The sequence below is a fragment of the Paenibacillus sp. FSL L8-0638 genome (assembly GCF_038593075.1).
Classification (GTDB): Bacteria; Bacillota; Bacilli; order Paenibacillales; family Paenibacillaceae; genus Paenibacillus; species Paenibacillus polymyxa_D.
Genome location: NZ_CP151960.1, coordinates 479094 through 500103, shown reverse-complemented (window position 1 = coordinate 500103; position 21010 = coordinate 479094). Strand labels below are relative to the sequence as shown.

At 47.0% G+C, this 21010-nt stretch carries 13 protein-coding genes and 1 pseudogene; 5 read left to right on the top strand and 9 right to left on the bottom strand.

Annotated features, from left to right (window positions below; translation table 11 throughout):
• Positions 1–213: 213 nt before the first annotated feature.
• Entirely contained in the window at positions 214–1530 is a 1317-nt protein-coding gene (rpoN, locus tag MKY35_RS02190; protein ID WP_342445457.1) for an RNA polymerase factor sigma-54, read from the top strand.
• Positions 1531–1671: 141 nt separating this feature from the next.
• On the opposite strand, the gene MKY35_RS02185 is transcribed toward rpoN, so the two are convergent.
• The 3 genes from MKY35_RS02185 to MKY35_RS02175 form a co-directional block, all read right to left on the bottom strand.
• Positions 1672–2823 (bottom strand): response regulator, encoded by a 1152-nt coding sequence (locus MKY35_RS02185; RefSeq protein WP_342445456.1) that lies wholly within the window; start codon positions 2821–2823, stop codon positions 1672–1674.
• A 156-nt stretch (positions 2824–2979) separates the two neighbouring features.
• A complete protein-coding gene (locus MKY35_RS02180; RefSeq protein WP_342445455.1) occupies positions 2980–6123 on the bottom strand; it encodes an ATP-binding protein in 3144 nt (1047 codons plus the stop codon).
• A 162-nt stretch (positions 6124–6285) separates the two neighbouring features.
• The gene (locus MKY35_RS02175; protein WP_342445454.1) at positions 6286–9702 is read right to left on the bottom strand and encodes an S-layer homology domain-containing protein; all 3417 of its coding nucleotides are present in this window, start codon (positions 9700–9702) and stop codon (positions 6286–6288) included.
• 273 nt (positions 9703–9975) lie between these two features.
• Between MKY35_RS02175 and MKY35_RS02170 the strand changes: the two genes are divergently transcribed.
• Together MKY35_RS02170 and MKY35_RS02165 are read left to right on the top strand one after the other, a co-directional pair.
• Positions 9976–10956: an aldo/keto reductase gene (locus MKY35_RS02170; RefSeq protein ID WP_165147951.1), complete on the top strand. Its 981-nt coding sequence runs from the start codon at positions 9976–9978 to the stop codon at positions 10954–10956.
• A gap of 99 nt (positions 10957–11055) precedes the next feature.
• Positions 11056–11351, top strand: a pseudogene (locus MKY35_RS02165) (MerR family transcriptional regulator).
• Here MKY35_RS02165 and MKY35_RS02160 read toward each other — a convergent pair.
• Both MKY35_RS02160 and MKY35_RS02155 read right to left on the bottom strand, forming a co-directional pair.
• Positions 11348–12013, bottom strand: a complete 666-nt coding sequence (locus MKY35_RS02160; protein ID WP_029514704.1) for a methionine ABC transporter permease — start codon at positions 12011–12013, stop codon at positions 11348–11350. The pseudogene MKY35_RS02165 and the gene MKY35_RS02160 sit on opposite strands and share 4 nt — an antisense overlap.
• The gene (locus tag MKY35_RS02155) at positions 12010–13032 is read right to left on the bottom strand and encodes an ATP-binding cassette domain-containing protein (protein ID WP_342445453.1); all 1023 of its coding nucleotides are present in this window, start codon (positions 13030–13032) and stop codon (positions 12010–12012) included. Before MKY35_RS02155 ends, MKY35_RS02160 begins: the two co-directional genes overlap by 4 nt.
• Positions 13033–13293: 261 nt before the next feature.
• Here MKY35_RS02155 and pdaA point away from each other — a divergent pair, with 261 nt between their 5' ends.
• A complete protein-coding gene (gene pdaA / locus MKY35_RS02150) occupies positions 13294–14091 on the top strand; it encodes a delta-lactam-biosynthetic de-N-acetylase (RefSeq protein ID WP_342445452.1) in 798 nt (265 codons plus the stop codon).
• Positions 14092–14243: 152 nt separating this feature from the next.
• Here the strand turns inward: pdaA and MKY35_RS02145 are convergent, their stop codons facing one another.
• The gene (locus MKY35_RS02145; RefSeq protein WP_342445451.1) at positions 14244–15944 is read right to left on the bottom strand and encodes an alpha-glucosidase; all 1701 of its coding nucleotides are present in this window, start codon (positions 15942–15944) and stop codon (positions 14244–14246) included.
• Between the two features lie 272 nt (positions 15945–16216).
• Between MKY35_RS02145 and MKY35_RS02140 the strand changes: the two genes are divergently transcribed.
• The gene (locus tag MKY35_RS02140) at positions 16217–17308 is read left to right on the top strand and encodes a hypothetical protein (RefSeq protein ID WP_342445450.1); all 1092 of its coding nucleotides are present in this window, start codon (positions 16217–16219) and stop codon (positions 17306–17308) included.
• A 305-nt stretch (positions 17309–17613) separates the two neighbouring features.
• Here MKY35_RS02140 and MKY35_RS02135 read toward each other — a convergent pair whose 3' ends face one another.
• The 3 genes from MKY35_RS02135 to MKY35_RS02125 form a co-directional block, all read right to left on the bottom strand.
• Positions 17614–18402 (bottom strand): SDR family oxidoreductase, encoded by a 789-nt coding sequence (locus MKY35_RS02135; protein ID WP_342445449.1) that lies wholly within the window; start codon positions 18400–18402, stop codon positions 17614–17616.
• A gap of 18 nt (positions 18403–18420) precedes the next feature.
• Positions 18421–19578, bottom strand: coding sequence for an SMP-30/gluconolactonase/LRE family protein (locus MKY35_RS02130; protein ID WP_342445448.1), 1158 nt, complete (start codon positions 19576–19578; stop codon positions 18421–18423).
• Positions 19579–19732: 154 nt separating this feature from the next.
• Positions 19733–20746, bottom strand: a complete 1014-nt coding sequence (locus MKY35_RS02125; RefSeq protein ID WP_069010760.1) for an NAD(P)-dependent alcohol dehydrogenase — start codon at positions 20744–20746, stop codon at positions 19733–19735.
• Positions 20747–21010 lie beyond the last annotated feature (264 nt).

The window sequence follows — 21010 nt, the reverse complement described above, 5'->3', positions numbered from 1 at the left end:
TAAAAAAAGAAATAATCCTCTACAAGAAAATAAACTGACAAGTTAATCATTAATCTGATACCCTTTTTATTGAATCTATCCAAAACTCAAATTCAGCCCATTCCATTCACTTCTTTTCCAAGATCAAAGGTTGGCAGTATAATTGCATAAGCTTCACGAATAAGCTGCATAAAAAGTTATTTTTGTTTCCCAGTAAGGAGCTGAGATAAAATAATGCGCTACGGATTACAGCAAGAGCAAACATTCAGGCTGGCTATGACTCCAGAATTACGACAAGCCATCACGATTCTTCAATATTCTTCGGTCGATCTAATGTCATATCTTCATGAGCAAGCAAATGAAAATCCGATCATTGACTTGGCAGAGATCGATACGTCCATCGAAAGAATCAACACAGAAGAAGAATATTCGCTACGAAAAAATGATAATCCGGTAGACCTTCTGGACTTTGTCTCTAATCCCGCAGATAATTTATATAGACATCTCAAAGCGCAGCTTGGGATGGTCCGCGGGCTATCCAAACTACAACAGATGATTGGCATGTTTCTAATTGGGAATTTAAATGAAAAAGGCTACCTTGAGCTGGATGTAAATACAGCTGCCGGAATACTTGACGTCCCCACCGATGAGGTTGAAAATATACTTGCCCTGATCCAAGGCTTTGAACCGGCAGGAATCGCTGCCCGCAGTCTGGAGGAATGTCTTCTTTTGCAGCTGCGATATGCCGGGAATGATGATGTTTACCTGGAAGAAATCGTGCGACATCACATGGTTAATCTTTCATGTAACCGCATACAAAAAATCGCGGATGCTCTAGGGATCGACATTCACATGGTACAACAAATGACCGATCAGATACGCAAGCTGAATCCTTGTCCGGGAGCGGCATTTGCTCCATATGAACGCCAGTATCATATAGCAGATATCTCAGTGGAGAAATCCAAAAACGACTACGTTGTGACAGTTAATGATATCACAGTCCCACGCGTCGGGATTAATCCTTTTTACCAAAGTATGCTTCGAAAGCCGGCGATGGAGGAAGAGAAACGATTTCTTCGTGAGAAGATGAATACAGCATTATGGCTTATTCATAGCCTTGAGCAGCGCCGCCTGACCCTGATGCGTGTGGCCCAGGCTATTGTTGATAGGCAGCGGGAGTTTTTTGAGCATGGCGTTTATCATCTGAAATCGATGACCCAAAAGGAGATTGCTGGAATAACCGGCCTGCATGAATCCACGATCAGCCGGGCGGTCAGTAATAAATACATGCAGACGCCCCGTGGATTGTTTGAACTCAAATATTTCTTCACCTCCGCCCTAGGATCGAAAGACGGAGATGCTACTTCATCAGAGAGCGCAAAAATGCGGATAAAGCAGATCATCGACAGTGAAGAGAAGCAAAAACCATTTTCAGATCAGGCAATCACAGAGCGGATGGCAAAGGAAGGACTAGAGCTGTCACGCAGAACGGTAGCCAAATACCGTGAAGAATTGGGGTATTTATCCTCCGCCAGGAGAAAAGTGTATTAAAGCTTCAGCAAGCGGTTGTGAAAACTAAAAAGCAGCGCTATCATATTCTCCCGGCTGCCTCCCTCGTAGAATCTCCAATAGAATAGGCCAACCAGTAATCTCTGGTTGGCCTATTCATACGACCTGAGTCAGTACAGCCGTTTACGCAGGTAGCGTCTGTGTTTTCAATTGCACGTACAACTGGTGCGTCACCTGCTGCGGTTCAATACCCAACTCATCTTCCAATATTCTGACGAAGCTTTCATAATGCTTTTGCGCAGCGGTATAATCGCCCAGTTGGGCATAGGCGGTCAGCAGCAGACTACAGATATCGTCTGAGTACGGCTCCCGTTGCTGTAGGCTGAGTAAGCGCTGAACAGATTGCCAGGTACGACCCGAGCGAAGCTCTTCTCTCGCTAGCTCAGAAGCACATGCCAGATACATACTGCGCAGCTTCTCCCTTTTTGCATACGCCCACGGATAATCGTGCTCCTCCAGGTAGTTGCCACGGTATAGAGCCAACAGGCTATCAATACGCGGCGTACCGCCGCTACCGGATGCAGCCCATTCGGATATTCCCCGCTCGAAGAGCTCCACATCTGTAATCCAGCCATTGCGGTTCAAGCGGTAGCGATCCAGATTGTATTCCAGCTTCGTATCTTGCATCCGTTCTTTCAACGCCTTGCGAATTTGATAAATGGACGTGTGCAGGTGAACAACAGCCTTGTCCAAATGATATTCAGGCCACAGCGCATCCAGCAATTGTTCTTTGCTCACCCATTCCCCTTCATGGTGTAGTAAAAAGGAAAATAGCTCCTGTGACTTTAACGTGCGCCATTTGAGTGGTTTCGCTCCTACGGCTTCCTGTCCAACCTCCAAAATTTCAAGCTTTTGAAAACAACGTACCTTGGGGGATTGCTCTGCTGCAACTCCCAAGCTGGAGGAACGGGAATCAGCCAGCGTGGCTGCAATCCGATCTATCGTTTTGGATAGCCGCCGGGCATGAACGGGCTTTAACAAGTAATCCAGTGCTTGCAGCTCGAACGCTTCAATAGCATATTCCGAGTACGCGGTCACAAAGACGATATGAATATGGGAATCCAGCTGTTGAATCCACTCGGCGGCCTCCAGACCGTTCATCTCTGGCATTCCGATATCTATAAAAACAATATCCGCACGTTCTGACGCCAGATGATCCAGCCCCGCTTGTGCAGACGTATATTTCCCCGTTACCGTTAACCGTCCGTCCGCCTCCAGCAACCGTTCCAAGTAGGTTAATGCCGACCTCTCATCATCAATCAAAATCGCCTTCATTTGTGTCCGTGCTCCCTTCCTGCTGCAACCATCCATCATGATGCTCTATCTACATGCTATCTGCTTTATCCTTACGAATTTTAATTTCTTATATTTTATATATCGTATCGTCGCGGGCGTGACATTAGCTTTTCCGACGAATGTACTGTACTTTTTTTATTCATCGGTATTCCGGAGCGAAATCGTTTCCGGCACACGGAAGCTTACCGTCGTCCCTTGCATAGGATTACTTTCAATCCTCAATCCTTCTCCATACATATGGATAAGACGGCGATGGATATTACGCAGTCCCACGCTGGAAGATATATGATCCTCCGACAGCAGTTGTTCCAGTCGCTCCGGTGGAATCCCTACGCCGTCATCGGTCACGCTGACCACAAAATCGGTTCCATCCTCCTGCACAACCACTCGCACGGTTCCACCTGTTGCCCGTTGCATCACACCATGCCGTATCGCATTTTCCACGATGGGTTGAATACTTAACGGCGGGATGAGCGACCGGATGTTCCTCCCTACCTCTACGGTTACCTGCAAACGTTCTTCAAATCGTGCTTTTTCCAGTGCCACATACGATTCTACCAACTCCAGCTCCTTGGATAACGGTACCGTATTCTCCCTGTTCTGAAAATCAAAGCTCCCCCGCAAATACTGGCTTAGCTCCATGAGCAGCTCCGCTGCTTTGTCCGGGTCTACGGCTACGGTCGAAACAATGACATTCAAGGCATTGTACAGAAAATGCGGCTTGATTTGTGCCTGTAAAAAGGCCATTTCAGAACGCACCGCTTCCTCCGCTGAATGGCGCATGTTCAGCAGCGTGCGCACACGCGCTTTTAATTCCTCAGCATCAACAGGCTTACGTAGAAAATCATTCGCTCCGGCCATAAAACCTGCGCGGATATCGCCGGGCAGATCGCGTGCCGTCAGGAGCAACACCGGTAGCTCGGACAGGGAATACCGTTCCCTTATCCGTCGGCACAGCTCAATACCGGACATTTCCGGCATCATCCAGTCCGTAATGACCAGGTCAAATCGGGTACGGCCATTCAGCATGTGAAGTGCCTCCTCGGCATGATCCACAGCCACCACGCTACAACCTGTGGCATATAATAGTTCCTCCAGCACCCGAAGGTTAACCTCGTCGTCATCTACAGCCAGCACTTTGTAAGGAACAGTCTGGACTCGCTCCAGTGCATCCTCTTCATGCGGAATCACATTCTGACCCGACGTCACGCCAGGCTGCAATATAACCGCAGGCGAAACATCTTTTTGAGCTTCATGTCCCAACGTTCCGGTCTGCGCCAAGGGCAGTGTAAAATAAAAGGTCGAACCCTTGCCTAATCTAGATTCTACCCGGATATGACCCCCATGCAGTTCCACCAGACGACGGACTATGCCTAATCCAAGCCCTGTCCCACTGTATCCTTCATCCTCAGCATTCGCCCCTCGGTTAAAAGGTTCAAATATATGCGAAAGATGCTCCTGGGCAATACCGGAGCCGGTATCCTTTATACTGATTTCCATTTCACGGGTCCCCGCTTTGGCAGAGATTACGATTTTGCCTTCCTCCGTAAATTTCACCGCATTACCCAACAAATTGTATAAAATCTGAATCAGCCGATCCTCATCCGCATCTACTTTGGGCAACGAACTGGGCCATTCTTTGACGAATTGAAGCTTTTTCTTACCCACCGTATGCCCCAATACCTCCAGCACGGAATTCACAGCTGCCTGTACATTGACAGGCCGACGATTTAAGGCTAATCTGCCATTTTTCAAATTAGAAAAATCCAGAATATCGTTAATTAAATAAGAAAGTCTGCGTCCTACATTCGCAATCAAGGCCAAATTGTGCTTTTGCGGCTCATTGAATTGTGTCCCGTAGCGGTCTAGCATGGATTGAGCGATATTAATAATTCCATGCAGAGGAGTGCGCAGTTCATGTGACGTGTTCGCCAGAAATTCGTTTTTCAACCCATCCAGTGTGAGCAATCGTCGTGACAGGTTCTCAACCTCCATAAACGAATGTACAAAACGTTTGGCCAGCAGCAGCGTTTGAGCCAATACGAATATGAGCATTTCATAGGCTGTCACCCCACGCACATCTCCCCAGCCCAGAATATACACAAAACTAGTCACTACAATCATAAGAATGCTCATAATACTAATAACTAGCAGTGCAGCATCATCCGTCCGTTGAAGAAGGCCACGAAACAAGATCAGTAATACATATCCCACACTGACTACACCAAAAAGAAGAATAAACGCTTCAAAAGATGAGAGTATCAGCGTAGGCAACAATAGCCCCATACCCAGCATTAGTGCGGTTGCAATATTATAGAGGCGCAGCACGATCCGATTCATAACAATCTGCGTCGAAAGATGAACATATCGGATCAGAAAATAGTAGAACAGCGTTGAAGAGAACGACTGTATTTTCAGTATCCATTCATAAGGTAAATCTGGTATTCCCCAGACTAGCAGCTTCTCTCCATGTGTCAGAATGTAAAATAATGCCGCGATGCAAGAGCATGCTAAGTAAAGCAGTGCCTTTTCTTTTTTACGTAAAAGGTACAGCATGATAAAAAATACGGTAGGGATAAAAAATCCTGCTACCAGTACGGTGTCCTCCGCCATCGCTACTTCCCGGCTATGCGTAATACTGGCATAATCCCCAAACAACAGCGGATAAATGATCCCACCGGAGGAATAGCTATAATTAGCTACATGCACGGTAATATCAGCCGAATGTCCATCTACCGCTGCAAATCCAACATAGGGAGCATTGCCCTGCTCGCCCTTGTCGGCTGAAACAGAGGGAATACCACTCGCCCCCACCTCTGCTCCGTCAATCCATACTCGGCTGGAGCTGCGAATATTTTGCATATGGATGCCATACAGATTTTCCACTTTTTCAGGTAACAGTAGACGGACATGGTAGGTGCCATATCCCGTCGCCTGTCCCTCAGGCATCCACTGATTCCATCTACCAGGCACATCCACAATCTTGGCAGGAGATCTCGTTTCCATCCCCAACTCTGAAGAACTCTGATGATTTTCCCAATCCTTATCTTGTATTCCATGAAAGGATGAAGGTTGCACAAGCTGATTGGGATAAAATTCCCATTCCCCTCCCAGCTGTACAGGGCCTTCCTTTTTGGGGTCCCAATTACGCAAATCAATAACGCCGTTGTGAGCTTTCCAATGACTGTTCCCGGATAAAACACCCGACACTAACGGATACACCGGCAACGCAACCGCAAGCAGAAGTATAATAAAAAATAAAACACCCTGTTTTTTCATAAATCCTCCGCTCTTTTCAATATCATCTATCTTTTAGTATCGGTTATTCTACCCAGCTGTATTAGAAGCGCTGCCCATGCAAAAAGGGACGCCCGCCGCAGACAAAAATCTGTGCGGAATCGTCCCCTTCTATACACCCTTGTACTTCCTGCATTTCCCTTATTAAGGAATCATAACGTCATCAATACTACCGCCAGGAATCGAGCTTGAATCGTCTCCACTGTTATCGCTCGGTGGCGTTGTTCCACCACTGCTGTCACCGCTTCCTGTTCCACTGCTATCGCTTGGCGGTGTTGCTCCACTGCTGCTGTCACCGCTTCCTGTCCCGTTGCTATCGCTCGGCGGTGTTGCTCCACCGTTGCTATCGCCGCTTCCTGTTCCGCTGTTATCGCTTGGCGGTGTTGGTCCACTGCTACTGTCGCCGCTTCCTGTTCCGTTGCTATCGCTCGGCGGCATTGGTCGACCGTTACTGTCACTGCTTCCTGTTCCGCTGTTTTGTTGCTGGCTGGCTACAAAATCTTTATACTCCTGAATCGCATCTTCCAGATTCATGTAGTTTTTCTTAACTTCCGGCATAGGATAATACGGGTCCAAACGATTGAATGCATCCACTACTCTGTGAAAGTAGACCGTCGTAGGGTCTGTACCATTTGCTGTAAGCAGATTGTTCGCAATGTTCTTGAGCTCTTGGATATCAAAATCAGTTACGATCCACTTGGATTGGTAGTTCGAAAGCGCTGTAATCAAATCTGTGTTAGCCTGGTCTACCTGCAGCTGTGTGCTATTCGGAGTATTAAGCACAAGGTTTGCCTGATTAATTTGCCCTTGGAGTTCTACGTTATCTTGTTCGGTATAATGACGGCCGAACGTCTGAACTTCATTATTAGCTAAATTTATGTTGAAATTCAACAATGTGGTATCCACCGCTATGGTTACAGCATACTGGCTCTGTACCTGTTGCAACTCCTCGTATACGGGAACAACGTCTTGTAATTCAAAGCTGGACAAACCTAAGAAGATAGAGGCATGCTCTGAAGCCGAAGATAAGGCTTGCTGAGCTTCAGCGCTTAATGCGCCTGAATTTTGCACCAAAATTCCATTGATCGATGTCTGCATTCCAATGATTTCTTCTCTCAATTGTAGTCTTTTTTCGTTATATTTTTCAATATAGGTCCCTTTAGCCTGACTTAATTGATTATAAGAGATCATCAATTGCTCCTCAGGAGTAAACGGCATAATGAGCGCAAAGTTGGCTTGTCCTGTTTGTTGCTCTAAAGACAGCATTTCCGCATTCAAGTAATTACGAGCCACAGGGTTAAACAGCAGTTTCAGTTGAACATCTTGAACCAGCTGCTGCAGTTTTTCCCGAGTTGTAGCAGGCACTGGCACAGTGAACTCCGTAAGCCTTTGACTCAGCTCCATGTTCAAGTTCAATACGTCCTGCTGGGTCATAGCAGTGTGCATCTTCTCTGTATATTCCTGAATCAAGTTATCTAGTTCAGCATTTTGAGAACCATTCTGATCGTAGATAACCTGCGCTTCTTGTAAAGTATTCTTAAGCACCGAGAAGTCCGCTGCTTGCAGTGCCAAGAATGATTCTGTAGTAAGATCTATTTTTTGTGTCCATTCTTCCAACTGCTCAGTTGTAGCCAATGGATTCACATATACGTTTGATCCTTCTCTTACTAAGGACTTGTAACGCGCTTTATCTGTTTTCAAATTATCCACACGATCCGTTACATCGACAAAATGCAGATAGGCATCTCTGAGTTTTACCGATGCTTTGTAGACTTCAATTACTCGACGCAAGCTCTTTACTTCCCGATCCACAATATTTTGAGGCGCATTTCCTTCCAACACATTGTTGCCAAATTGAATCGCTTGACTTAGTGATTCATCCCAAAGAGGCGGGAATTCGTCGCCAACTATTCGGTTTTGTTCAAGGGTAGTCGAAGCTACCTGAATCAGTCTAGTTAATTCCTGTGTCCCAATCACCGGCTCTGTAGCTGAGGCTGTGTACACAGAAACATCCTGTTTCAATGTGCTGAGCGCTTGATCTACTTCTGCCTGTGTAGCTGCCGTATTGTTCAGTACCAGCATAGCCTGATTGATTGCTATGGACAGGTTTTCCTTCGCTGCGACCGTGTAAAGCGCCTGATCCAGTCCACCCTCGCCTGCACGCTCCAGCAGTTCTTTGGCTGCATGGACTTCTGTCTCCAACTGACTGCGGTCTACGCTAACAATCTCACTGTTGTGTTTCTTCTTATCTTTGCTGTCTGTATCCGTGACAACCGATCCAGCAGAGGATGAGTTCTTCGTACCATTTACGAGACTAACAGCTTCCTTCATCGCATTATAGTTAACAATAACATCCTGCGGCTGTTTTTGTTCCGGCAGATTGAGCTGGTTGATTGCAGCCCCCTTGGCCAGTGTGATAAAAGGAACACCCACATATTGTGATGCATCCAGCAAACCAATACTTCCGCTCACCAACAGCTTGCCTAGTCCCTGTTGCAATGAAACACGACTAATCGCTGCATCCCCCTCGGTCCCGATCGATGCATCATTTTTCAGCGTAAGGTTGTCAATCTTTGTCGTCCCAGTTGCAGTCAGTTTGGCATCCTTGGAGCCCAGTTCTACACCGGACCATGTCGTATTTTCCAAAATGGCCGATACAGGCTGGGTCCCTGAGCCTTTGATTTCTAATACGCCTGTGGAGGACATGTTTTTCAAGGTTACCGAACCATTGACGATCAGGCGTCCATCAAAAGACACACCCTTACCGTCAAATACACCACCGTCTGCGTTAATTTCCAGCTGATTTACACCTGTGAGTGTACGCAAATTACGGTTAAGATCGATTTTTGCCCCTTTTAATACAGCTTTGTTATTTTCACCAAACAAGCCTTGCAAAGATCCTTCCAACTGGTACGGGATATTTCCGATTCGAACGGTATTGCCCTCTGATTTCACTTCTCCTACCGGATGATCCAGCAGGCTGACGAATACTTCTGCACCACTCTCCCGGTTCAACGGATTTTTCAAATCCGTTGCAGAAGCATTCTCTGATAACAGACCGTAAGAGCGGGCAACCTGAACTGCATTTTGCTGTGCATCCGCAGTACCTGCATCATGCAAGTCCATTGCGCGTACCAATGATACGATCAGTTCTTCCTTGGTAATGGCATCCCCCGGACGGAAGAGTTCTCCGTTACCTGTCATATACCCGGCTGCACGTACGGCCTCAATATAGGGAGCGCCCCATGCATCGGACGATACATCCATAAAAGAAGTCTGCGGCTGATTGTTAACTTCCAACTGGAACAGACCGCACAAAATTTTGGCCGCTTCAGCGCGGGTCAAATTCTTTTGTGCCATAAAATCGCCCTGATTCCCACCTGTCATCAAACCCAAAGTACGAGCTTGTGCTACAAATCCAGTTTCACTTTGTGTATCTGCTGTCGCTGCATAAGCAGTCTGAGCGCCCCCCAGCCAAGGCAAAGATACGATGGAGCCTGAAGCAATCCCCAATACCATCGCAGATGCAATCCATTTATTTCGATTTATAAGTTTCAACATTTCCACTCCTAGACGCTATTTATTGGCATATATCCTGTTTTATCAAAGTCTTTAGTCATGTTTAGTTCTACGGATTATGCAACCAAGGAACTATGCTAAGAGAATTATATGAAACCCCACTGAACCGATTCTGAACAATTAGTCCTATATGAAGGCATCACGCAACAAAATCGCTTGACTTGGAGTGAACTCCAAATGTAATAATATCCGGTGTAAGTAGCTGGAGTAGAACATTTGAAGAAAACAATATCTAGGAAAGAGAGGTATAATCAAATGGACTATATGAAACTTGGAAATACCGGCTTGGATGTATCCCGGCTTTGTCTTGGGTGTATGGGCTTTGGGGTTGCAGAACGATGGATTCATCCATGGATATTAGATGAAGAGCGCAGTCGTCCCATTATAAAAAAGGCCCTGGAGCTAGGCATCAATTTTTTTGATACCGCGAATGTATATTCAGACGGAACTAGCGAAGAAATCGTCGGACGGGCTTTAAAAGATTTTGCGAATCGAGATGAAATTGTCCTTGCAACGAAGGTTCATTTCCGTATGCATCAAGGCCCCAATGGTGCGGGACTTTCTCGAAAGGCTATTATGAGTGAAATCGATAAGAGCCTTAAGCGACTGGGGACAGATTATGTGGATCTGTACCAAATTCATCGCTGGGATTACACTACCCCTATTGAAGAGACGATGGAAGCATTACATGATGTTGTGAAGGCTGGGAAGGCAAGATATATCGGAGCTTCTGCCATGTACGCATGGCAGTTTCTAAAGGCTCTGCATATAGCTGAGAAGAATGGATGGACCCGGTTTGTATCGATGCAAAATCATTTAAACCTCTTATATCGTGAAGAGGAGAGAGAGATGCTGCCGCTTTGTAAGGAAGAAAAAATCGGTGTGATTCCATACAGCCCGCTTGCAGGTGGAAGATTGACGCGTGATGCGCAGGAAACAACACATCGTTCCGAAACCGATCAAGTGGCAAAATCTAAATATGATGCCACTGCAGATACCGATCGATTGATCGTGGAGCAGGTTGCGGCCATCGCAGAAAAACGTGGAGTTCCCCGCGTTCAAATCGCACTTGCCTGGTTGCTACAGAAAGAACCGGTAACAGCTCCGATTATCGGTGCTACGAAAACGTCTCATCTTGAAGATGCAGTAGCTGCTCTTTCGATTACGTTAACACCTGAAGAAATCGCATTGCTGGAAGAGCCGTATGTTCCTCATCCGGTAGTTGGCGCTCAGTAAATATGGATGAAATGACAGTTTCGAAATAAGAAACGACAAGAACGCCCTATCCATTTACATAGGGCGTTTCTTGATCAGAAATCAGGAGGTGAAGTCTGCATGTTGATCGCAGAAGTAAGCAAAAAATTCGAACTATCTCAGGATACACTCCGCTATTATGAACGCATCGGACTTATTCCGCGTGTGAACCGTAATAAAAGTGGCATCAGGGATTACACGGAAGAAGATTGCAGATAGGTTGAATATATTAAATGTATGCGAGAAAAGAACTCCTAATAGAGCAGCGCAAGCAGCTCATTGCAAAATTGAAAGATATGAACAACGTATTGGAACGCATGGATTATAAAATTACAAGCTGTGAACAGACAATAGGTGAAAAAAAACATCTAATTTAACCCCTGCGTGCTTTACGGGACAATAGGTTCCCCAAGGACTGAACACCTTGTACAAACAAGACTAGAATGATGACGGTAATCAGCATAACCAGCGTATCAAAACGTTGATAGCCATATGCGATCGCCAGATCGCCAATTCCGCCTCCGCCGACCGCACCAGCCATAGCAGTAGCACCAATCAGACCAATGGCTGCTGTCGTTAACGACAAAATCAGAGAACTGAATGCCTCAGGAAGCAAAAAGTATCGAATGACCTGGAACGGGGTCGCCCCCATCGCATCTGCTGCCTCCAATATCCCCGGATTCACCTCCAACAGCGAGTTTTCGACCAGCCTTCCGATATATGGCGCAATATATATAATCAAGGGGACAATTGCCGCGCTGGTCCCAATGGATGTATGCACAATCAGACGGGTTAACGGAATGATCGCAATCAGCAAGATAATAAACGGTAAGGAGCGAACAATGTTAATGATCGGATTCAAAATATTGTGCAGCCATTTGTTCTCCAGAATTCCGCCCGGGCGTGTGATGACGAGTAAAATACCGATAGGGATACCGATCAGGGCGCCAATGAATAATGATATGCTGACCATGAGCACGGATTCATACAAAGCTTCCCACAGTTGATCCCAGGTTATCGTGGTTCCTGTAATCATCATAGACTCTCTACCTCCTGAATATGGACTCCTTTGCTCTTGATAAAATCAACAGCCTGCTGAATGGAATGCTGCCCACCACGCAGTTGGATTGTCATATAGCCAATCGTCGTTTCTTGAATCTCCGTCATGTTGGCAAACAAAATGTTCACATGGATATCATGCTGCCGAATTAATTCATGAACTACCGGATCAGAAGCAACCTGTCCTATAAATTCCAGCTTGTAAATCCGCTGTGATTCTTGCTGTTCGAACGTTTGTAGCACACTCTCGGGTACTGCATCGTGAATGACCGTGCGTACAAAGCTCTGCGTCGTCGGGTGCTGCGGCTGTCCGAATACCTCCAGGACATTGCCCTGCTCGATGATTTCCCCTTTTTCCATTACGGCAACTTTGTTGCAAATTCGCTGAATCACCGACATCTCATGGGTAATGATCAATATGGTGATCTTGTATTCCTTGTTGATTTTGCGAAGCAAGTCGAGAATAGACTGCGTGGTCTGCGGATCAAGTGCCGAGGTCGCCTCATCACAGAGCAAAATGGACGGGTTGCTCGCAAGCGCCCGCGCTATCCCGACACGTTGCTTTTGTCCGCCGGAAAGCTCGTTGGGATAGCTGTTCGCCTTGTCCGACAATCCTATGAACGCCAGAAGCTCTTTCACACGCTCCTCTATTTCGCGTTTGTTGCGCTTAAGCAGCACCAACGGAATTGCAATGTTGTCGAACACCGTTTTTGATTCCAGCAGATTAAAATGCTGAAAAATCATTCCAATCTTCTTCCTTACCTTCCGCAGTCCAGAGGTAGAATAGGTATTTAACTGCTCTCCTTCAACAAGAACCTCTCCGCTAGTTACTTTCTCAAGACGATTGACCAAACGGATTAGCGTACTTTTCCCTGCGCCACTGAATCCGATAAATCCGAAGATGTCTCCTTTATCCACTTTGATATTTATATTTTTTAACGCTTCAATACTTAGACCTTTTCTCACGTAGGTTTTAGATACATTCCTAAGTTCAATCATGAGTCCTAACTCCTTCCGTTCTCACAAGTATGTAAGATATTCTGAGCTGATGCTTTTCTTCGGCATAAACGACCGAATTAAATCCGAGTATTCTAGTAAGTTTTATAAAGTATACTACTTCGATTTATTATTCATGTCAATATGAGTTTTACATTCGGTCAAAGCATGTCCTTGCATAAATCAGTACGATATTGCAGATGGTATGAAATATGTCGAAGCATACACACCTTACCCGAACGGGACGAAAGCGGAGGAAAATAGATGAAGCGAATATTTACCTTGTGGCTATGCATTGCAGTAACGGGTATGTTGGCAGTTACGGCGGAATCCGCATGGGCTACTCAGACTGTTGACGGACAGCCTTATCATTTTGGGTTTAAAAAAAGTAAAGGAGGGGAGCTGCCTTCCATCGCACAAGAAGGCTTTATGCACCTGATCGAAAGACAAGGTGGCATCTTTCTGGGGGATACGACTAAAAAAGAATTATTTCTCACTTTCGACAACGGCTATGAGAATGGGTATACTCCGAAAGTGCTGGATGTATTGAAGGCCAAAAAGGTTCCGGCCGCCTTCTTTGTGACGGGGCATTTTGTAAAAGACCAGCCAGCTTTGATGCGACGCATGGCGAGTGAGGGCCATATTATCGGCAACCATTCATGGAGCCATCCTGATATGAGCACCATTTCTTCGGCAGAGATTCGGTCTGAACTGGATCGGGTACGAAATGCATCGGCAGAGCTAACCGGGCAAAAAGAAATGAAATATGTCCGGCCGCCTCGCGGCATTTTTAGTGAAAAAGCATTGGCTTCCTGTCGAGAAGCCGGATATACGAGCGTATTCTGGTCTGTGGCTTACAAGGACTGGGACACAAAAATTCAGCAAGGAACGGACTATGCCTATCGTCAAGTCATGCAGCAGCTCCACCCTGGAGCGGTCATTTTGCTCCATTCCGTATCCAAGGATAATGCCGAGGCGCTTGCTTCTATCATCGACGAGGCTCGCAAGCAAGGGTATGAGTTTAAAAGTCTAGACGACCTTAAGGTGAAACATTATCACTAAAAAGTAACTACATTTAATGAGACCATATCATAATGAGCCCGATCCACACCTGCCCATGGTTTTCAGTGTGGATTGGGCTTTTTAGTTTACTCCAAGGAAGGGAAGGCTCTATGAGCCTTCCCTTCCTTTTACCATTCTAAAGATAGCAAAGCCTAATGCATGGTTAGCTTATACACTCTGGCTTCATAAGGCCGCAGCTTCAAGGCATGCAGTTGTTCCCCTTGTACCGGTTCGTAGTTGGAGAGAAGTAGTTCCGCCTTGGCGGCAGGAAGCTCCTCACCTTCGGGCCAGTGGAACACCGGATCACGGTCAAAGAAATTCAAAATGACCAGCAAACGCTCTTTTCCCAACATACGAGTGAATACATACAGCTCTGTATCCAGTGGCAACAGAAGCTTGTATTCGCCATAGACTATGACCTCATGTTGTTTGCGTAGAGCAATCAACTTACGATAATAGTGGAAAATCGAGCCTGGATTATTTCTTTCAGCCTCTGCATTAATGTGTGTGTAGTTATCGTTAATCTTCATCCACGGCTCTCCATCGGTAAATCCGGCCGCAGGACCAGCATCCCACTGCATAGGAGTGCGTGCATTATCCCGGCTTTTTCGCCAAATTTCCGCCATAATCTGCTCCTCCGGCTCACCAATCTTTCGTTGCTGCTCATAATAGTTTAACGTTTCCACATCCCGATAATCATCAATCGACGGGAATGCAATATTCGTCATCCCAATTTCCTCACCCTGATAAATATAAGGCGTACCCTCAAGCATATGTGTGAGAGTTGCCAGCATTTTGGCGGATTCCACACGATATTGTCCATCATTCGCAAATCTGGAGAGAGCCCGAGGTTGATCATGATTGTTGAGATAATTGGCATTCCATCCTTCCTGATGAAGCACTGTCTGCCAACTGCTCATTATTTTTTTCAGCTCCACCAGCGTCCATGGCTTGGATTTCCATTTTTCCGTCCCTAGCCCTTGGGCATCAATAAACATGTGTTCAAACTGGAAGACCATATTCAATTCATGCCGCTGGTCTCCCACATAATCAAGCGCCTGTTCCGGTCCTAAGCCAGACGTTTCGCCAACTGTCATTAAGGGATAACATTCCAGCACCTTTTCATTCAGCATCCGTAGAAGCACATGTACCTGTTCCAGATTGGAAAAGAGCTGATAGGCCCGTACCAAGGTTCGTTTGTCGGGATTATCGGCATCCGGCAGCCCTTCGGCTTTGACAATATGGGCAATAGCGTCAAAACGGAAGCCATCGACTCCCTTTTTCAGCCACCATTCCACCATGCGGTAGAGCTCGCCCACCATCTCTTCATTTTCCCAGTTCAGATCCGGCTGATGCTCGGAATATAGATGCATGTAATATTCGTCTGTAAGCTTGTCATATTTCCACACTGAGCCAGAAAAATACGATTCCCAGTTGTTCGGATATCCGCCATTTTTGCCTGTTCGCCATATGTAGTAGTCCCGCTTCGGATTATCCTTGGACGAGCGTGACTCCGTAAACCACGGATGCTCATCCGATGTATGGTTTAATACCAAATCCATCATGATTTTGATACCTCGTTCATGCGCCTGGTGAAGCAGTTCGTCAAAATCCTCCATTGTTCCAAACTCATCCATAATGGCATAATAATCGCTAATATCATATCCATTATCGTGATTGGGCGATTTATATACCGGACAAATCCAGATAACATCAATACCCAGTTCACACAAATAATCCAGCCTGGACAAAATGCCTCGCAAGTCCCCTTTACCGTCTCCGTCAGAATCCTGAAAACTGATCGGGTAAATCTGATATACAACGGCTTCCTTCCACCATATTTTTTTAGGCATGTTTCCCTCCTGTAGCTTCTCTGTACATCCAATAGCTTATGCTCTTAACATACACGCAATACCTGGCTGCGAATCGTTGGTGATTGGGAACAAGAGTCTTGTAAGCTTGCTTCGACGCATTAGCAGAGCCGCTATAATCTGCGGAGGTTTATTTTAAAAAAATATTTTGTAAAACAGGTTGTATAAATGGATCTGGCGTTACCTATATTTATGAACTGCCCATATACATGTACCCAAAGCGGTGCCACTTTTGAATAAAAGGAGGAATTTACATGAATCATCGACCCAAGGAGCCAAAGGATCTGATTGTGGAAACTGCCGTGATCCCGCCCAACATCCATGTGGATGTGGAGTCAGCCACTGAGGGCGGAACACGCCGCCTGATGCTTAGCGATAACCCGGAGACGCTTACCCATGTGACGGTACCTACCGAGCAAGCCACCCTGTGGCATGACGTGGTTCGCTCGACAACCCGAACAGTCAAACATCGCATTTTCGGCTGGCATTATAACAAAATCGGCAGCCCTGTCAAACTGGGCATCACTGTAGAGAACAAGAGCGCTGCTAAACTGGAAGTACGCCATATTGAACGCGCTCTTAAGATTGTGCCTGAGGACGGCAACTGGATTATTGATGTCGGGCAGTCTATTGCCAAAAGCTGTTTGGCGGGTACGATGGAACGTCTGAAGCCAGCAGACCGTCATAAATTCGGCAAAGGCACCGCTCTGCTGGAGGAATTTGAGCTGCCCGAAGGATCGCTGGCCGGATTCATCTATGACCTCACAGTAGAATTTGCTGAAGGCCACGGTACGCTGGATTATGTGATTCGCACCGTGATCAGCAAGGATACGCAGACCGATCTGCGCCAAATTCATATGGATGCGCTTCCTCCCGTACCTCCACCCCAGGCGCATCCAAGAGGGGTGTGGTCCTTTTCCGAAACGAATGCACGGATGCCAGAGTACGTGGTGGGGCAGAGCGCCAACTATCGGGCGTGTGCCACCAAAAAGCTGAACGGCGAGACTCCTGCCGATCTGCTATTTACCGGGGCACGCAGCGAGCTGGGGCCTGCGCTAGATAATCGTGGACAATTCGGAACTATATACAACGCGACCATTCCCATCGTTAATGACAGTGACGTGGTACGTATCGTACGAATCTACGCCAATCCACGTGGGGGCGCGTTCGCCGGATCTGTACGCGTGGATGATCGTGTATATGGTATCCCTCTGCTACGAGATAATACCAAGGTATGCCGATTGGCTGATATCAGCGTCCCTCCCGGCAGATCCAGCTATGATCTCAGCTTCATGGTCGCCGGCAGTGCATCTACGCCGCTAGGTCTGTACGTCATTACACTATAGCTGTGCTCACGCTGACTGGATGAGCGAACGTGGGGCCAAAATGTTCACAGAATATGGTCTGCTCTATAGTAAATGGAGCTGTCCCAAAGCTGGTTTTAAAATTTATTGGACAGTCACGGTTCGTCATTAGTATAAAAAAAGCGCGAGTGCAAGGGTTATTCCCCCTGTAGCTCGCGCTTTTTAGTTCATGCTCACCCATTTGAGCAGGTTATGGTCAAGCGAAGGCACGAACCCTCTCGCCGCCATACCCGGCATCGGCGATGACCATACCCGGTCACCCGGTTTGTGTCAGAATAAATATCGCTCTATTTGAACCGCTGGACCTGCCTCGAAGGCATAATGGTCAACTCTGGAATATTGACATGCTCCGGCTGCTCTAGTGCATAAAGGGCAGCTTCTGCAACATCATCGGGATGCAGCGGCAAAACGCTCGAAGCAAACGTCCGAATTTCCTGCTCGGGATATCCGGCCACCTGCGAAAACTCCGTCGCCACCGCCCCGGGGTGAATCGCAGTTACACGAATTCCTTGCGTACTGGTCTCCAAACGCAATGCAGAGGCTATGGCGCTAACGCCGTACTTGGTAGCGCTGTATAGTCCTCCTCCGGCAACCACTTCCTTCGCTGCAATAGAGGAAACAATGACAACATCCCCCTTGGCCTGTTCCCTCATTGGCTGAAGTCCGTACTTCAGTGTCAGGACAAGACCGTGCACATTCGTCTTGTAAAGCTCCTCCCACCTTTCCAGTTCCACTTCTGCCAGTGGGCTTCGATACCCGAAGCCGGCATTGGCAACGATAATGTCAAGCCGTCCCCAGCGTTCAAGAATGGCGTGGACCGCCTGCTGTACGTCTTCAGCTTTTTGGATATCGGCAGGTATTGCCATGACCTCGTACAATTCCTCTTGATGCAAGTCGCGAACCAATTCATCCAATCGCTCCTGACGGCGTGCCAATACAGCTACATACGCGCCTCGCTTTGCCAGTTTTTTTGCAATCGATGCCCCAATGCCGCTGCTTGCGCCTGTTACCAAAGCTACTTTCCCGGCCAGGCTTTCCTTCGCTTTCCAGGATAATTTCAACTCATCCAATATCATGTTAAACCCTCCCCAAGCTTATTTGGTTAAAAGCACGCGATGAACACCCTGGCTGCCTCCAGGAGCTGTACCTATATATAAATATCCGTCATGGTTTACAGCCGTGGTTACCCCATAAAGCGAGCCTTCAGGATCATGCCAGCTTCCGATGAGTTTACCCTGCGGATTAAGCTCCACAGCAAGTCCATGCTTCACAGGTGCGCTTGCACCGCTGAGCAGCGATTGAGGCAATTTGGCCATCATTCCAGCCAGCCACGGGCTTCCATGCATCTGATCTACAAAGGGAATACGTGTCGTGAAGAGACCGACCCAGAAATGGCCTTGATCATCACGCGTAATGTTATCCGGAAAACCGGCGAGATTATCCGCAAAAATATCCGAAGTCCCCTTCTTCGGCCCTTTGAGCCAGTATCGGGTCAATTGGTAGTGATACGACTCTGCCACAAGTACAAAATCTTCGTCCGCAGACAAGGCAACCCCGTTCGCAAAATAAAGGCCTTCCAACAGAACTGTCGTCTGCTTGGTCGCCGGATCATATTTAAGCAAACGTCCATGCGGCTTGTTCTCGGCGATTTCTTTGAAGACTACACTGCCATAATTGGAGGTGTCAGAAAAATAAACGGTACCATCTTTGGCAATATCCAGCTCGTTGGCCAAATAGATCGGTGTGTCGTCGACTTGATTGGCCAACACCGTCACGTTTCCGGATGGATCTACCGACAGCAGCCCCTTCTTAACATCCGTAACGATCAGATTTCCACTTGTGTCAAACATAAGTCCATTGGGCGTTCCTTTGGTATCTGCATATAGCTGGGCCTTTTGCGGATTGCCCTTTGTATCAAAGGCAACCTTATAAATTTCCCCATCGGAGTCTCCCGTATATAAATTCCCTTCCTTGTCAAAGGTGATAAATTCCGGAAACTTAGGGGCATCTGTAACAAGCTCTGCGGAGCTGAGTTTGTTGTTTTGTTGCCATGGACCCGCTTGTTCAAAAGAGGGGGCCGAAGGTGCAAGCCATTTTGCAGGCTGGACAGGGGAAGGGATGAGCATAAAAATAACCACTCCCAGGAGGATTACCGACAGCAACGATAATCCGGTTTTTCGTACCCATTTACGCGGTTTCTTATTCTTTCCTTCTTGAGAATCTTTTACAGATAAATCAGGCTTACTGGGCATTAGAGTGCCTCCTATGTGATGTTGAATAATATTTCAGCATTTTGCATAATTCGATTCCCAACGCTCGAAAGTACACTATATAGACGAACTAAACCGTTTCGATCTATATATTGCTGATTTGAAATCGCTCTTGGGATTTATGCAAAATGCTCATTTATATTTGAACGACGATTTTACCGAAATACTGTTTTCCTTCAGCCAAAAGTGCGAAGGCTTCGCCGATTCGGCTGAGCGGGAATACCCGGTCGATGACAGGATGTAAACGATGGCGCGAAATGGCACGATTCATGTTTTCGAAATGTTCCCGGTTACCGACTTGGCTGCCGCGAATCGTCGCAGCCTTCTGCAAAATGCTGGTGACATCGAACTCAGGAATGGTCAAGCCCGATAAGAATCCGACCATGCTCACAGTCCCTCCGGTACGAAGTGCATTGATGGATTGCGCCATTGTTGCCGCTCCCCCTACATCCAGGACATGGTCGACTCCGCCGCCTGTCAGCTCCAGAGCCACCTTATCCCACTCTGGAACCTCCGAATAGTTGATTGTCTGCCATGCGCCGAGAGCCTTTGCCCGTTCCAGCTTGTCATTGCTGCTCGATGTGATAATTACCCGTGCTCCCGCCATCAGAGAGAATTGAAGCCCAAAGATGGAAACACCGCCTGTTCCTTGCAAGAGCACCGTATCTCCCGCTCGTAGCCCACCGGATTCCATCAGCATGCTCCATGCGGTTAATGCCGCAATCGGCAAGGTGGAAGCCTCCTCCCAAGAAAGGTGATCCGGAATGGCGACGACCCCTTCTTCATGCAGAACGATATATTCAGCCGCCACTCCACTGAGCGGGCCTCCCAGACTGTCCTTTAAGACCTCTGCTCTCGTGCTCCCGCCAATGAATTTCTGTTGTAAATTTGCCGCTACCCTTTGTCCAACCTGAAATTTTGTCACCCCTTCGCCCACAGCTACAATTTCACCCGCTCCATCGGATAACGGAATGAAGGGAAATTGAATGCCGATCGGCATGACTCCGTTGATAACTACCAAATCACGGTAATTGAGGGACGCTGCCTTTATGCGGATCAGAACTTCCAGCCGTCCCGGCACCGGTGTGTCAAGTTCCATCAAGGTTAACTCTTCAAAGCCAAAACCGTTTTTCAGTTGCACTGCTTTCATTTTGGTTGTCCTCCCTGTATTGTTAAACCTTTTACCTAATATAGATACAGTGTATCACCAAGGAAACACTGTTTCTTATATAGTACACTGTATCCAATTTTCTTCAAAACGTCAATCTTTACTTTTAAAAAAAACGGTCGTAAACTGCTTCCGGGCTTTTAACGGCCCTTACCAAGTAAAATTGGAGACTGGGTGGCTTTGCTTGCCAGAGCTTGTTCAGGTGGGCAAGCATGACCAAAAAACGCGAGTTGCAGGGGTGAAATA